Origin of the sequence: Okeania hirsuta (genome assembly GCF_003838195.1) — a bacterium.
Classification (GTDB): Bacteria; Cyanobacteriota; Cyanobacteriia; order Cyanobacteriales; family Microcoleaceae; genus Okeania; species Okeania hirsuta.
Map to the genome: position 1 here is coordinate 45,372 of NZ_RCBY01000004.1, position 16,197 is coordinate 61,568.

General features: G+C 35.6%; 11 protein-coding genes and 1 pseudogene. 6 read left to right on the plus strand and 6 right to left on the minus strand.

The genetic code is table 11. The features are described from left to right. Nucleotides 1-118: 118 nt before the first annotated feature. A pseudogene (locus D5R40_RS38955) lies at nucleotides 119-574 on the plus strand (IS1 family transposase); the annotation flags it as partial. Continuing rightward, nucleotides 544-687: a hypothetical protein gene (locus tag D5R40_RS34350; protein ID WP_161564900.1), complete on the plus strand. Its 144-nt coding sequence runs from the start codon at nucleotides 544-546 to the stop codon at nucleotides 685-687. The pseudogene D5R40_RS38955 and the gene D5R40_RS34350, both read left to right, overlap by 31 nt. Before the next feature lie 393 nt (nucleotides 688-1,080). Here D5R40_RS34350 and D5R40_RS34355 read toward each other — a convergent pair whose 3' ends face one another. The 3 genes from D5R40_RS34355 to D5R40_RS40650 form a co-directional block, all read right to left on the minus strand. Beyond that, entirely contained in the window at nucleotides 1,081-1,242 is a 162-nt protein-coding gene (locus D5R40_RS34355) for a hypothetical protein (protein ID WP_161564901.1), read from the minus strand. Nucleotides 1,243-1,589: 347 nt separating this feature from the next. Further along, nucleotides 1,590-1,730: a hypothetical protein gene (locus tag D5R40_RS34360; RefSeq protein WP_161564642.1), complete on the minus strand. Its 141-nt coding sequence runs from the start codon at nucleotides 1,728-1,730 to the stop codon at nucleotides 1,590-1,592. Next, nucleotides 1,720-1,842, minus strand: a complete 123-nt coding sequence (locus tag D5R40_RS40650; protein ID WP_275670417.1) for a hypothetical protein — start codon at nucleotides 1,840-1,842, stop codon at nucleotides 1,720-1,722. The genes D5R40_RS34360 and D5R40_RS40650 overlap by 11 nt, the downstream gene beginning before the upstream one ends. A gap of 2,027 nt (nucleotides 1,843-3,869) precedes the next feature. Here D5R40_RS40650 and D5R40_RS01440 point away from each other — a divergent pair. Further along, nucleotides 3,870-4,607 carry a phycocyanobilin:ferredoxin oxidoreductase gene (locus D5R40_RS01440; RefSeq protein ID WP_124146340.1) on the plus strand — a complete coding sequence of 246 codons (738 nt, stop codon included), beginning with the start codon at nucleotides 3,870-3,872 and terminating at the stop codon, nucleotides 4,605-4,607. 2,062 nt (nucleotides 4,608-6,669) lie between these two features. Here the strand turns inward: D5R40_RS01440 and D5R40_RS01445 are convergent. Continuing rightward, nucleotides 6,670-7,668, minus strand: coding sequence for a hypothetical protein (locus D5R40_RS01445; protein ID WP_240039098.1), 999 nt, complete (start codon nucleotides 7,666-7,668; stop codon nucleotides 6,670-6,672). 1,032 nt (nucleotides 7,669-8,700) lie between these two features. Between D5R40_RS01445 and D5R40_RS01450 the strand changes: the two genes are divergently transcribed. From D5R40_RS01450 to D5R40_RS01455, 3 genes are all read left to right on the plus strand, one after another. Beyond that, the gene (locus D5R40_RS01450; RefSeq protein WP_124146341.1) at nucleotides 8,701-10,731 is read left to right on the plus strand and encodes a DNA polymerase III subunit gamma/tau; all 2,031 of its coding nucleotides are present in this window, start codon (nucleotides 8,701-8,703) and stop codon (nucleotides 10,729-10,731) included. Between the two features lie 139 nt (nucleotides 10,732-10,870). Further along, nucleotides 10,871-10,999 (plus strand): hypothetical protein, encoded by a 129-nt coding sequence (locus D5R40_RS40655; RefSeq protein ID WP_282433596.1) that lies wholly within the window; start codon nucleotides 10,871-10,873, stop codon nucleotides 10,997-10,999. A gap of 699 nt (nucleotides 11,000-11,698) precedes the next feature. Further along, nucleotides 11,699-12,121: a Rossmann-fold NAD(P)-binding domain-containing protein gene (locus D5R40_RS01455; protein WP_161564902.1), complete on the plus strand. Its 423-nt coding sequence runs from the start codon at nucleotides 11,699-11,701 to the stop codon at nucleotides 12,119-12,121. Between the two features lie 176 nt (nucleotides 12,122-12,297). Here the strand turns inward: D5R40_RS01455 and D5R40_RS01460 are convergent, their stop codons facing one another. After that, nucleotides 12,298-14,091, minus strand: a complete 1,794-nt coding sequence (locus D5R40_RS01460) for a WD40 repeat domain-containing protein (protein WP_124154152.1) — start codon at nucleotides 14,089-14,091, stop codon at nucleotides 12,298-12,300. 1,409 nt (nucleotides 14,092-15,500) lie between these two features. Beyond that, on the minus strand, nucleotides 15,501-16,079 hold the full coding sequence (locus tag D5R40_RS01465; RefSeq protein ID WP_161564903.1) for an alpha/beta hydrolase: 579 nt from the start codon (nucleotides 16,077-16,079) through the stop codon (nucleotides 15,501-15,503). Nucleotides 16,080-16,197: the final 118 nt, after the last annotated feature.

A 16,197-nucleotide genomic window follows, 5' to 3' on the forward strand; every position in this document is an offset into this window, starting at 1 on the left:
GCACAAAAAAATAACTATTGTGCTTAGGTTTCTATCTGCAAATATAAATTATTGGGCGTTGTCAGAAAAGAAGATAATTCAGAGAATGATCAGCGTCTAGAGTTCAAGGAGAGATGTCATGGAATGTCCAGAATGCCACAGTCACCACATCCATAAAAATGGTCACGTGAAAAGGTAAGCAAAATTATATCTGTGTCAAGTGTGGCCGTCAATTGATCCCAGAATATCAACCCATACGGATATAGTGATGATGCCAAGCGCAACTGCTGGAAAGTGTATGTTAATGGCATGGGTTTTCGTGCCATAGAGAGAATTACAGGAGTTTCACGCACAACGATTATTGATGGGGTCAAACTTGTGGGAACACTTCTACCAGATGCCTATGAGGCAGAAACTATGCCAGAGGTCGGAGAATTGGATCAACTAGAAACCTTTGTCGGAAAAAAAAATCAAATCTGGCACAGGAGCTGCTGTAGACCATTTTCCAGCCGGGATTTTAGGTTGGGTAGTAGGTAACCATAGTGCAGAAACATTTATGGTACTATGGCAGACTATTTCCTGGTGGAAATGTTATATCAAATCCGGTTAAACAGCCATAGAATGGTTAAGTTAGGAGTCCTCAGGAGTCAGTCGGACCTCCTCAGGAGGAGAAAGAATTACAAAGATAAACGTAGTTATGGCGATTGAAGATTTTTTTTATGTCCAATTAAACGGATTTGATATTACTTTTGGGTGAGGAATGGTAATCCAGTTTATAGCAAATTTATTCCGGCAGGAGATCAGATTGTGAGCAAGACTTACATGACTGGTGTAGAGGGAGAAAATACACGCGCTACGTCATTACTGAGCTATGTTAGATGGCAAAACCTTGTGCTATTCCAAGTCTGTTGAAATGTTAAAGCACTCAATTGACTACTGATTCATTACCTTAAGTTTAAAGAGGTCCCTGTTCCCACCCTGTCCCTATAATTCATCTTTTAATCTGACAACGCCAATTATTGAGCTTCCTATGGTAGACTAAATCTCATTTTTTCTATATTTGGTGTGATTAATTTATTGTTGACACTATATATAAATTTTCTAGAGGTAGCGATCACTAAAAGTTGATTTATAAACTTGTTTCCCTGGTGTTAGATGATAAGTATTATACCAAGGGTGATAAATGTTTGCTACATTTTCTTGAGTAGGGGAGTAGGGTAGTAGGGGGCGAACGGCCGTTCGCCCGTACAGAGAAGTAAACATCAGAATCATTAATACGCTACTGACTAATCATTATCAAAAATGTGATTCCACCTGTGTTAATTACTTAATAATTGAAGTTTCACCTAAACTTAATAATTGAAGTTTCACCTAACAAAAGCATTCTTTTTTCACCCTTGGTATTAGAGAGCTTCTATTTCTCAATGGTGCTAAACAAGTTCAACTTCATTTAAAAACCTAAATATTATTGATTTATCGAAATTTACAGTCGTGCCAATTGAGCTGTTTTTTGAGGGTTTTATCTGTTTCGTTTTGAGCCGTAATATCAAATCCGGTTGCATAACTTCACTTCAATGTTTATAATAATAATATTGTCAGGCTTAATATCTCTATATAATTATATTCCTTTGATGAAAATATTCAAAAATATCTAATAATTTGAGTGTAAAATGTACAGCATCAAAGATATTCATTACACCTTCTGCTACAAAATTTTCTAATGTACTTCCTTCTATCAATTCAGTCACCATGTAGAGAGGAATATCTTCCTGAAAAAGTTTTGTCTTGACCACCACCACCAATATATTCAAATTTTTCCCAATTTTCATCCCAAGGTTTAGGTTTACTTTTACTTTTGCTCATAATTACACTGACTGAAACGCACAAATGTTATTATATAGAGCTTCGCTAGGGGTTTACTTACAAGTTATAATCAAATATAGTCAATGAAAAGTCGCTCAAAAGGAGATAAATACTTAGATGGTGATCGCTTAGAGTGTGAGGTCTTAAAATCTAATTTGATTCAGAAAAAATAGGGTTGAGCATTCTCTACTGACTACTAAATTGAAGTGAGGTTCTTCAACCTAATTTTATCTGATATTATGTGTGTTTAATTAGTGATAAAAAAACTTTCTCCTCCTCCTACTCTTTCTTCATTCTTTAACCTATCCCACTAATAATACTTTTGCTAAAAACTCTAAATATGTTGATAGTTAAAAACGAAAAATCAAGCTTTTAAAACACATTTTACTTAAACAAATAAACTTGTTAAAAATAGTGGGATAGCTTCTTTCTTCCTGAAACCTGACTCCTGACTCCTAACTTATTACTTATGACTCCTCCGTCGTTATTTATAACTGTTCAAGGGAATTTGATATTATTTCTCGCTCGCTACTTAATTTTTTCCCCATACAAAAACAACGCCTCAGTCTTACTCACTCAGTGACTTCCTTCAATTTCTGGATTATTTCTGGAGTTGCACTAAGTCATAAAATAAATCTTAGTTACATTGCTCCCCTTTTACCATTTAAGGAAGTATTAGTTTTCTATTTTGGCGTTGTTTTTGATTATTTAAGGAGACAGATTTTCGTAGATTTAACAGCTTTGTAACCTCCTGAGTTCCTGAAATTATTTCCTCTGTTTTAATGAATTTTAAATGAAGTTTAACTCAAATCTCAACTTGAGTAATCTTTACTTCCTTACCGTTACAACTTGAGGAATTATCAGCTTCTGCCAAAGAAGTTGCTGTTGTTGAATCACACAGATAACTAGAGTTAACAGTATTTTTTTCCTCCTTATTTTTAATGTCAACTACTTAACTAACAATTAAGGTTGACAACAACCTGTTTCTCGGTCAAAACCTTAACACTCAGTATTAAGTTATAACTCTTTGATCGAAGAAGATGAGGTTATGAATGTTTGAAGCTTTGCTGCTTCAATTACTAATCTAACACTGTTACTAATAATTACAAGACAATTTAACGAAACTTTACTTTATTTTTTTAAGTCAATCTTTTCAAACAATAACACCCACCTATACTCACTTTATTACTTCCTTTTTTCCTCTTTAGGTCTTGGATGCACAGCTTTAAATTCACTGTACTAATCCCAAATTTTTAGGAAGTATTCGCTTTCTAGATGGGTGTTATTCCGACTTTGTATTGAGATTAACTTAAAATTTAACAGCTTTTTTTTTCCTCCTTGGCTGAGTAATTTCCTCTACATTATTCAATATTAAATAGAGTTAGAATTTTTCAAAAATTCAAATTCATTGCTCCCCTACAAATATTTGAGGAAATATCAACCACCGTTGGTAGCTGTTGGAATCTAAATGAACAGATGATGAACAGGTTAAACAGTTTTTTGTTACCTCCTAAGTTATTATTTTAACTTTTGACATCTGCTAAAGAAGCCTTTTTGCTTCTTCATGTTTTTAATTTAGCACTATCAATCAACTATGCAAGTTAATTTAACGAAACTTCACTGAATAGCTTTTCAATACCTTTGAGATTGTAAATATAGGTTAAATTTTAGTCATATTTACTATATAATTAAAATCTAAGTAAAACTCTGATTAGGAGATAATTTAGTATTTAGGAAAGTAACAATATATGGTGTTAAGAATTGAAAAATTAATAACTTTGAACACCGTTATATGCTAGACAGCAATCGCAGTATTCAGAAAACAAGAAAATACTTCCCAAGTTCACCATCAATTTTCACCTCACTTTCTATTTATAATAATTTCTCCTTTCGATTTCTGATTTTTATTGAGACAATGAGGTAGAATTGTGGGATTCTAATGAATATACAAACTACTAATTAAGTAAGTATCTAAAATCTAAAAAAGCTAAGATAGTAAAATTACACCTAATTGGCCTATAACTAGAATGTTAAAAACATCAATTCCATCACTACGAGAACAACAGCACCCCTTAATATGCCAACTAGCAGATACCATAGAAGCAATTTGGCAACGTTACCTGGACTTACAACCATATTACCTACCCGCAGAACTAGGGTATGTAGAAGGCCGTCTCGAAGGAGAAAAACTAACAATAGAAAACAAATGTTATCAAACCTCCCAGTTCCGCAAGCTACATCTGGAACTGGCCAAAGTAGGTCAAAGCTTAGATATATTACACTGCGTAATGTTTCCTAGAACAAGTTATGCCCTACCTATATTTGGCACAGATTTAGTGGGAGCAAGAGGTCAAATAAGTGCAGCAGTAGTCGATCTATCACCCCTCAATCAAGAAAGGAAACTGCCACAAGTCTATAATTACCAACTTAAAAACTTACCAATAAAAGAATTTTCTTATCCTCGCCAACTTCCTAAATGGGGCGAAATATTTTCAGAATTTTGTCTATTCATACGACCTAGTGATTTAGACGAAGAACAAAAATTTCTATCTATAGTGGAATCTTACCTAGAAATACATTGCCAACAAGCGATCGCCCAAAAACCTGTTACCTCAGAACAACAACTTGAGATTCTTAAAGCTCAACGCCATTACTCTAGTCAGCAGAGACAAAACGACAAAACTCGCCGAGTCTTGGAAAAAGCTTTTGGGCCTGAATGGACAGATTATTATTTGACAACTGTATTATTTGATAGTCCTGATTAATGATTACAAAAGAAATTGCGAATAATTTTTTTTGATTTGTTATATCATGTCCGCTTAATTAGTGAGAATAAAGTTCTTAGTTGGTAGGTGTAAATTCAAGAGGGAACACTGGAAACGGAGCAGAAGTTTGGGATATTCCTTCCAGATTGAGAGGAGAACATTTTTACTATATTTAATCATCCGGACATGGTATTTAATATATATTAAAGATTGTAGAGACCTTCGATTAAACATATCTACAACTCAACAAATTCGAGAGTCAGTAGCTAATCTAAATTGTATAGTAATTTCAAATAAGAATGAAACACTTTTTCGGCTGAAAGTATTTCCAGACGAGGAAACCTTACCGGGTTCTGACCGCTTGCATCTGTCGCCGACGCGGGGTGACACCCATTTTCTCTATTCCCTGCTATAAATGCGACGCAAAATGTGCAAATGTATTGAGAATTTCACCCCAATTTTTTAGGCAGAAACTCTCCATCAAATCATAGAAATTTTTAGAATTAATAGGATTAGGAGAATGAGTACATTACTACCCTAAGAGTTTATATAGCGAGCAAAAGTAAAGGGTAGCGATCGCTCATGCTTTAATAATTAAACCTAAGTTAGTATTGCAGTAGATGAACCCACGGTTGCTTTAGATAGTAAATCTGGTATAAATATAGTTTAAATTATGATAGTTTAAATTCTGCAAAATTTAGCTAGTAAAAAGAAGAAAATTATATTTATTTTTACTCGCAATTATCGCATTTTATCAAAATAATATCATGTCCGCTGGGGCGCGTTCGTGTAAACCCAAAGGTGAATATCTACAGGAAATTTAAGTTTTTTTCTTGCTCTTAAGTATTCTTGCCTGTTCCCTGTTCCCAGCTCCGGTGTTCCCTGTTCCGGTGTTCCCTACCCTTGCTATACAATACCGATGCTACCGGACATGATATAATTGGGTCGCGCAACCCCGCCTTTTAAGGCGAAATATTTTTGGAACCTTGCTCAAATTCCCCGTTACAAAAATAACTTCTGATTTCTGACTTCTGACTTCTGACTTCTGACTTCGTTATATCATGTCCGCTGGGGCGCGTTTGTGTAAACCCAAAGGTGAATATCTACAGGAAATTTAAGTTTTTTTCTTGCTCTTAAGTATTCCTGACTGTTCCCTGTTCCCAGCTCCGGTGTTCCCTACTCTTGCTATACAATACCGATGCTACCGGACATGATATTAAATGTTGCTAACCTGATAGTTAAAATTGAAGATTTTTACCTGTTAAGCTAGGCATATTTAAACACAATAAAATCAAACTAGTCAATTTCCACTCATTAACATTTCGCTACACTACATGATTCCTGAAGTCTGCTTTTCTTCTTCTTTGTTCCTTTTTCCTGACTTTAATTATTTCCGAATTTGAGTATTTTTAGCATTATTTTTAATTGGGTAGTGCAGAGCGCAAAGTGTGGGAGAAGTAATTAGGTCGTTCCAACTCTAAGGAGTGATACTGCGCTCTGCAATGCTCCGCGAACGCGTTCCTCAGCTGTTTGTGCAGCAGTATTTTCTTTGCGACTATGAACCCAAATCCAATTGAAGTAGGCCATACTGCTGATGCCACGCTCCGCGAATGCTAACCTAACCGTTATCTCTGTCTGTGCCCAGACCTTACCAAATTTATTCTGGGGTGCGATGCCACCTACCTATCTGCTGTGTCTGGTCTTTAAACTTGATATGCTTTACTTCTGGAGGCAAAACTCGCTCATACCCACCCTAATCATCAGTATGCCACTGCCAGTCAGTTAGTTTTCCCTTCTGTGTTGGTGATTAATTCTGTATCGGAACTGGTCAGTGTGTTTGCTGACACGAGTGGCCAAAATTAATCCACGTTCTGGATGCTTGAGTCATCCCAATCCAACAATCACATGAGTGTCAATTCATTCATCTGACAGTGTTTTTGTGTTTTGAGTCCGTCTTACATTCTGGGGAGATCCCAGAATTACGCACTCGCTTTTTTTTGGACAAATGACCAAAATTCGTCACTACTGACTTGTGAGGTTTCTATATGCGCGTACATGGGCATTATGAATCATTTCCACACTTTCTTGATACACTACCTTTAATTGCACCTTTTGTTTTCCTTTTTGCAGATACCTGCATTCTTGCTCCTTTAGTATTTTTAACATTATTTTTAATTGCACCTTTTATTTTCCCTTTTGTAGATACCTGCATTCTTGCTCCTTTAGTAGTATTTCTTTTACTTACAGTTGATCTGAATGGAGGTGGAGGTGGAGGTGGAGGTGGAGGTGGAGGTGGAGGTGGACTAACATTTCTTGCTGCTGGTCGGTTAGTACGAAATAGAACTCCATCATTAGATTGCTCTAGTACCAACATCGGTGTTGGTTTTGCTTTTTGATCCCAATCAATATGTACAATTCGACCTTGAATAGTAGGAGTCCAATTATCATGATCGTCACTAGGACTAAGGTAGGTTTCTAAACAATCAATAATTTGATTAATAGTTTGAGAAGTTGCCTGAGTTGGTAATTTTGTTAGTTTGATTGACACCCGAAATAACACTCTTTTTTTCAGATCTTTGCCTGGTTCCCCAGTATCATATTCTACATCAAACATAGAATCAATTTGTCGCCCACTTGGGTTTCCTTTTTCTCCTGCTGCTAATGGAGTAGGACGCAATACAATACTAATTTGTTGTTTAACTTTTACCTTAATTTGATTGACAATAGCAAAGTGAAAAACTTCCTCTACCATCCGCATTCTTAAGTAGTCTAAGTTAAACTCTCGCGAATGGATTAGGTCAGGATTTTTTTCCATTTTTGAGATAGTTGCTACAGCCAATTTATATTTTTTACGCAGGTCTTTATTTCTAAATCCTTCCATATTTAGTTTTTTATTAAATTGCTTCATTTTTACTTGGTGGAATATACCCATAATAATCACTAATAGTAATAGTAGTCCAGATGCAGCCATCCAAATATATTCTGATTTTTGCAAAGTTACTTGTGGTGCTGGTGAAGCTTGGGTTAACCTTGGTTCCACAATAGTAATTGGTGTTAACATAGGTTTTAAATAAAATTTGACAATTAATTTACAGAAATTTAAAGTTAAAATCAGGGAGTTAATATTTTCAGGATAAATACCTGATGGTTATAGTTGGTAGAAAATAGTTGAAGTTATTGATTGGCTAAAAAACTATAAACAGGTTAAAAATTACTACAATTACAGGTATAGTAAGCATCTTGATAATTTGAATTTTAAATATATTACAGAAAATAAACTATAAATTTGTCTTATTTTTATCTGTTTTTAGGCCGCCTTAAATTCTGATAATATCTCATGGTTATCCACTAGCTTTTGATTGATTTTATCCACAAAGTATCATATAAAATCTAGAGTTTTTTTGTTTGATTTTCTGTAAAGTGTAAGCATTTCCTGCGGAATGCTGTGCAAATAGCTATTAGCTGTATGCTCTCAGCAACAAGGATCTCTCCTTAAGGACAGTGTTGAAATTAATATAGACTTTAAGGGCAAGGGATATAACTTTTGTAGTAAGACAATTAATAAAGCTTTGATCGTAAACTAAAAGCAATAGCTGATAGCTAATAGCTGACTGCTGAATGCTTATTGTCAAGTAAAGATTGATTGTCTAAATAATCAAAAATAAATCCTAAACCAGCTAGCCAATTTTCCAGCCTCATAGAAATTGATAGGCAATTCTAAATTAAGTTAGAACTTTTTCAAGATTACTCAAAAAATCAAGGCTATTCAAAAAATTTTTCTAAAAGTTAACTCATCATTTAGGAATCATATTAGAAATTAGACATACATTTAATTTATGCACAAAAATTAAGTAAGATATTTAAAATCTTTGAACTACTACTCTATAATAGTAATAGTAAATATTATACTTTATATAAATTAGGGAAAATACATAAATTGTTAAAACCTTTGTAAAGGAATAAATTGTCATAGACAATATAACTAAAATATCATCAAAATTTTCAGCAGAAATACTGAAAAAAAACAAGAAATTAGTATTGCTGATTACTTTAATCAAACTAGAATATACGAAATCATTCTTATTTCTGAATTGTGGCCTACAAACCCCTCCATCACAAATATCGTCCTCAGACTTTTGCTGACTTAGTGGGTCAGGAAGCGATCGCCCAAACCCTCACAAATGCTATCCATACTGAACGAATAGCTCCAGCATATCTATTCACAGGACCGAGAGGTACAGGGAAAACTTCCAGCGCCAGAATTTTTGCCAAATCTCTCAACTGTCTCTCCCATGACCATCCTACCCCCAGTCCTTGTGGTACTTGTGATGTTTGTATAGGTATTACAAAAGGGTCAACTCTGGACGTAATAGAAATTGATGCAGCTAGCAATACTGGTGTGGACAACATTCGGGAATTGATTGAAAGATCCCAGTTTGCACCTGTTCAATGTCGTTATAAGGTATATGTGGTCGATGAAGTCCATATGTTATCTGTGTCAGCTTTTAATGCTCTACTCAAAACTTTAGAAGAGCCACCAAACCGAGTGGTCTTTATTCTGGCAACTACAGACCCTCAGAGAGTTTTACCGACTATTATCTCCCGTTGTCAAAGGTTTGACTTTCGCAGAATTCCTCTAGAAGCGATGGTTGGACACTTGCAAAAAATTGCTACGGAAGAAAAAATTGAAATTACCACTGAAGCTGTCCAAATGATAGCTCAAATTGCTCAAGGTGGACTGCGAGATGCAGAAAGTTTGTTAGACCAGTTGAGTTTATTGGCAGGTGAGATTACAGTTGAACGAGTATGGGACTTGGTAGGGGCAGTGCCAGAGCGAGATTTAATGTTACTTTTAGAAGCGATCGCCTCTGATAATTCTACGGAAGTTTTGGAATGTACTCGTCAAATAATGGATCGGGGTCGAGAACCGATTATTGTATTACAAAATTTAGCAGGATTTTACCGAGATTTATTAATAGCAAAAACTGCACCGACAAATGGAAATTTAGTGGCGTTGACAAAATCTACTTGGGAACAACTTTGTCAAGTTTCTCAAACATGGGATATTAGCACTATTTTAGCCGGTCAAAAGCATTTACAAACTTCTGAAGTACAAATTAAAAATACGACTCAACCTCGTTTATGGTTGGAGGTCACTTTGTTGGGATTATTGCCTGCTGCATTGGCAAGTTCGAGGGTAATAGTCGAACAGTTACCTCAAAGACAAACAAGTCAAAATATTTCGGTTCAAAGTACTTCTAAAAGTTCTAGTCAACCACAAGCAAAGCCTCCTATTTATTCACCTCCAAAACAGAAAATATCGGAGGTAAAAGAAATTCCGACTGCATCAAAAAATGAGGAAAATTTAGTTCCTTCGGAAGCTGTTAATGTTAATCCTAAAGAAGTTGATTTACAAGAAATTTGGCAAAGGGTACTTGCTGAAGTTAAATTAAGTACCCAACAGTTACTACTTCAACCTCAGCCTCAAGTTATATTATTAGGGTTTAACAATCAAGTAGCGCGTATTGGTGTTAGTTCTGATAAATGGCAGAAAATGGTAATGTCTAAAGTTGCTAATATTGAAGCTGGGTTTGAGAAGGTTTTTAAGACTGCGGTAAAAGTTAAAGTAGAAGTAACAAATACCAAGGGAAAAAATCAAAGTGTTAGTGAAAATATTTATCCCAATAATAGTAGAAGAGAAAGAAACATAACTAACCATGAAAAACATCAAGAAACCTCTAACTCTGATGATGAAGTTATAGAAGATGAACCAGAAACAATCCAAAAATCTAATACAATAAAATCGGACAGAGAAAACAGATCTATGCCAGATATTTCTTTGTTTCAACCACAGTTGGATAATGTAGCGAAACAGGAAAAATCTCCTGAAAAAGAAAGACAAACTGTAGCAGTTGCCACTCGCCGAATAGCTGATTTTTTTCAGGGAGAAATAGTAGATATAGAGTTAATTAAATCAGCAGATAAAACTGATTTATCTGCTGCATCAGAGTCTTCTCAGTTATCGGTTAACTCTCAGATTTTTGAGTCTGAAGATAGTAATATTGGCATAGATGAGCCAGAAAAAAATGAAGACCTTGAACTTGATGATGATATTATATTTTAACTAGCTGGTAGCTTATACCGTCTGGAAAAAATATTCGGTAGTGCAGAGCGCAAAGTGTGGGAAAAGCAATTAAGTCTTTCCACTTCCAAGGAGCAACTGCTAATCCTGCCCTTTGTGCTGCTGTACTATCCTTTCTACTATGAACCCAAATCCAATTGAAGTAGGGGATACAGCGTTTCGCCACGCTCCGCGAACGCCAAGCTTACTGTTACCTCCATTTGTTGCCAGAACTTGCCAAATTTATTCTGTTGGCAATACCATCGACTAGTCTGCTGTATGATAATTCCATTTGTGCCTTCCAATTACTGTGTCTGGTCTTTACCAATGATGTGTTCTACCAATGGGGGTAGAACTCCTTCATACCCTCCTCAATCATCAGTATGCCATTGTTTAGAGTTAATTTTCCCTTCTGTGTTGACGATCAATTCCTCAATGAACTGCTCAGTATGTTTACCAACTCTAGCACTCAGCATTACAGCGGTTTTCCTGCACGGTAGACCACAGTAGGGACGTTCCTTAAATCCCACATTCCGCACGACAAAATGTAGTATGTAAAAGTTAGAAAACTTGAGTAAGTATTGATATAGCAATGTGCGCTGGCATATTTACAAATTACAGGAGGTGTCCAATAGCTAAAAGTCTTATATGATTCCTACGGAATGCTTGCGCAAACAGATTTTTATTCCCCTCCTGGGAGGGGGAGGGGCGAGGGGTGGGTTGCCTGTTGCCTGTTGCCTTTTGCCTGCGCGCAGCGCTATAGTGCTCAAAAAGACTTGCTCACTGCTGCTGAGTATAAATTCAACTATAACTGTGCCAAAATATGAGGTTATATCATGTCCGGTTGAATACTTATAAATAAACGACGGAGGAGTCAGGAGGACCGAGTCAGGAGGGAAGAAAGAAGAAGCAAGAAGGAATAAGAAAAAAGAAAGATGTTTATGAAACTTTTGAGGGGCAATTTTTATGTTTGGAAGCTGTTCCTGCTACAACAAGTGCAAAGGAAGAAAGTAAAATAATTTCTGAGGTGGAAAATATTAGTGATGGAGCTGTTAAATTTAATCATCTTTTTAATCAATTAATTAACAAATGGCAACAAAAATTTGATGAAATAACTAAAAAACATCAAAAAGTAGTAGTTTGGGGTGCTGGTTCAAAAGGTGTAACTTTTTTAAATTTATTGAAAGAATATAATGATATTGAATATGTTGTAGACCTAAATTCTCGCAAACAAGGAATGTATATTGCTGGAGCTGCTCAAAAGATTGTTTCTCCAGAATTTTTAAAAGATTATCAACCAGAAATAATTATTATTATGAATCCTATATACGAGCAAGAAATTAGACAGCTTACTTATCATTTAGGTTTAAAGTCAGAATTTATTTTAGTTTAGATTAAAATTGGGCGTTGCATCATCATAGGATGATTTTGATATGTGTCAAAAAATTTGTTTTGATCTATCAACATTTTCAGATAGGTGCAAATGTGATTATCATCCCGCAATTATGCAACGTCTCTTCTCCCCTCTCTCCTAGATAACCAAACGCCTTCTTCCTTCTGCTATATCTTCTAAATTTGCCATAATCTCACTGTTCCATCCTCACTCCCAGTCGCAATCATTTTACTGTCTGGACTAAAAGCAATATCATTCACAGCATCTGTATGTCCAGCCAATACCTTAATTTCTGTAGCTGATTTTGTATCCCATAATTTGACAATACCATCCCTATCTCCAGCAGCCAAAAATCGACTATCGGGACTTATTGCAACACTCTCTACTGAGTTGTCATATCCTTCTAAAATTGTAACTTCATCCTGAGATACCATATTCCATAAATGCACTTGCTCGCAACTGCTAAAGCTTAGAAACTGACCATCGTTACTGAACGCAACATTACTTATGCAATTAACGCGACTCTCCAAAATATTGATTTCTGTCTCAGAAGCAATATCCCATAACCTCACAGTACCATCATCGCTACCAGAGACCATAAACTTACCGTCAGAACTAAACACAACACTTTGAATATAGTCTGTATGTCCCAAAAAACTTTTGACTACTTGCTTTGATGCAATTTCCCATAAATTTAGATGATGTTCTGAATTAATAAACGCTACTAATTTTAGGTCTGGACTGATAGCAATAATTTTCGGGCAACTATTTCGCGGTATCTGAATATAAGTTTTTGATTGATTTTTCCACAAGCATATCTGATTAAAGTTGCCATCAGAAATCAGACTACTGCCAAAAGCAAAACAATAATCATCTGAGTTATTAGATGTAACTGTTTGCACCCACTCCATATCTGAGACTATTGTTTCGATCTTTTCTCCAGAAAGGATATTCCATAATTGGATTTGATTACGACTGACAATAGCTAGAAATTTTCCATCAGAACTAAAAGCCACTTTTTTGATGAAAAAATTTGTTTGAGTTTCCAGCACTGTCATCGTTTTTCCCGATGGAATTTCTAAAATATTTACTCGATCGTAACTGCTAGCAGCCAAAAATTCACTATTAGGACTAAAGGCAATACTACCAATGTAATTAGGATGACCGGGTAATGTGACTATGTTTCTTTGCGATGCCAACTCCCAGATTTGATTATCAGCAGCTAGGAGGCGACTGTCAGAGCTAATAGCAGCATTGTTATGCCATGAGTCAAGAAATTTTGACTCGGTTCCTGCTACCATATCCCATATATGTAAACCATTACTCCCGCAAACAATTAATCTGCCGTCTGGACTAGAAAATACAAAATTAGAGGGAAAGTCTGTTTCCCCTGCCATCGTTTTTACTTGAGTTGCAGATGTTATTTCCCAGACTATAAGATCACCTATATCTATAAATGTAGCTGCTAGAAATTTACCATGGGAGGCGATCGCTACACTCACTACTTCTAACTCTTCTTCAGAATAAGATAATTGTATCGCTGGAGTCTCTGTTGTCGATGCTAAATTCCAAAACCTGACAGTACCTTTATTATCTCCACAGGCAAGAAACTGACCTTGAGAACTAATGGCAATACAAGTTATTGTTATATCATCATCAGTTTGTATTTGCAGTTGTCGCAAAAGTTGCCTTTGCCGTAAATCCCAAATATAAATTTTTTGACCCCAACCTAATGCTAGTGTTGTACCATCGTGACTTATTGTGCCACATTTTGCCGGGGAGTCGATATCCCACAGTCGTTGCCAATTATTAATATCGTATAAGCTAGTACCACCACTGGCGCAGATTACTAATAAATCGTTATTCAGGAATTTGATTTTGTAGATATGTCCCAAGGCTATTCGTTGAGTAATTCCTGCTTCTTTTAAGCTAGGTAAAACTACTTGCAATTGATTGGAGTGAGTGTACATTTTCAGCAGCCAAATATAGGGGGATATAACAGAAATATTATCTCAATTTTCAATTTAACAAAGTGTTGGGCCACTCAAGAGTTTTATAGGGCAAGGCAACAGGCAACAGTGGGAAGAGTATTTCTCTGTCTTACCGAAAAATTGTGGTATAAAGCCTCCCCTTTTAAGGGGATAAAAAGCGGTCGTTAGCGGAGCTTCCCGTAGGGTGGGATGGATGGGTTTCCTAACCATATCCAATCGACCAAGAGAAGAAAAAATTTCATGATTAGTCAATCCTATCCGTTTTAAAGGAGAGGTAATTCTAAATTCTTAATTCTTGAAGGTTCATCATTAATCTATGTCCTAACCAACTGGTTCCTTGCTATATACTCAAATTATTTGAATTTTCAAAAAAAAATTTCTTGAGTTGGTAATAAGTATTTATTTATCAAAATAATTGGGTCGCGCAACCCCACCTTTTAAGGCGAAATATTTTTGGAGCGAAGCTCAAATTCCCTACTTCCCCTCCTGGGAGGGGGAGGGGCGAGGGGTGGGTTAACTATAGAGCAATATTTTTGTTGATTCCAACTTCGGTCTTTCGGTAGTGCGAAAACTATAACGTCTTAGTTTTTGGTTTGAGACAGACTCAGAATATAGTGCAATATTTTTGTTGATTCCAACTTCTGTCTTTCCTTGTCCGTAAAACTACAACGTCTTAGTTTTTGGTTTGAAACAGACTCAGAATATAAGGCAATATTTTTGTTGATTCCAACTTCGGTCTTTCGGTAGTACGAAAACTATAACGTCTTAGTTTTTGGTTTGAAACAGACTCAGAATATAAGGCAATATTTTTGTTGATTCCAACTTCGGTCTTTCGGTAGTACGAAAACTATAACGTCTTAGTTTTTGGTTTGAAACAGACTCAGAATATAAGGCAATATTTTTGTTGATTCCAACTTCGGTCTTTCGGTAGTACGAAAACTATAACGTCTTAGTTTTTGGTTTGAAACAGACTCAGAATATAAGGCAATATTTTTGTTGATTCCAACTTCGGTCTTTCGGTAGTACGAAAACTATAACGTCTTAGTTTTTGGTTTGAAACAGACTCAGAATATAAGGCAATATTTTTGTTGATTCCAACTTCGGTCTTTCGGTAGTACGAAAACTATAACGTCTTAGTTTTTGGTTTGAAACAGACTCAGAATATAAGGCAATATTTTTGTTGATTCCAACTTCGGTCTTTCCTAGTGCAAAAACTACAACGTTTTAGTTTTTGGTTTGAGACCAACTCAGAATATAGCGATCGCCCGACTCTATTTTGATTGGCTTTTCATTATAACTACAACGTCTTAGTTTTTAGATTTTGGATAAAGTCAGAAGGTACTGAGTCCTAACTTTTAACTTCTCAACTAGAAAGGCCAGCACAAAACCTACAATGTGGAAAAATCTATTTTTTCTTCTGTAGAAGCAGCGGTTAATGTGATTTGTTTAACTTCTTTAAGTAGTTTTTCTGTATCTTCAAGTAAGGCAGAAAATTCTCGATTTACTGCCAGAATTTTCCGAATATTAAACTGTACTTCTCCCGGAAAGTTTTGCAAAACATTGATAGGTGTAAAATCTTGAGATTTCGCAGTTTTAATTAAAGCCTCTCTCAGAGCGATCGCTCCATTATTTCTACCTTGAGTTTGAATCATTTCTCCTAAATATTGGAGTAATTTTTCTCCCATAGGGGAATACAAACCTTGAGCAAGTTGCATGGGATTAATATTCAGATTAAATTGGAGTACATTTCTCAGTTTTTGCTGATTTTCTGCATCTATCAATAGGAAATATAACTTTAAATCATCTTCAACTTTACCTGTTTCAGCATAAGTTTCTAAAGCAGTGAGAGATACAGAAATTTTCAGCAAACCGTAATTAAAATGAATCTGTTCTGCTGCTTTAGCTGAGAAATTTACTAGCACAAGTGATGTGGTTACTAAGACGAGGGACAGTAACCATAAAAACATCCTTTTTTTAGTTTTTCTCTGACGTTTGATGGAAAAATCAGGCTTAATTTTGCTACTCATTTACCGAATAATTAAGGTTTAAAACCTCCCCTTTTAAGCTATCCCTGATAAGGAACTT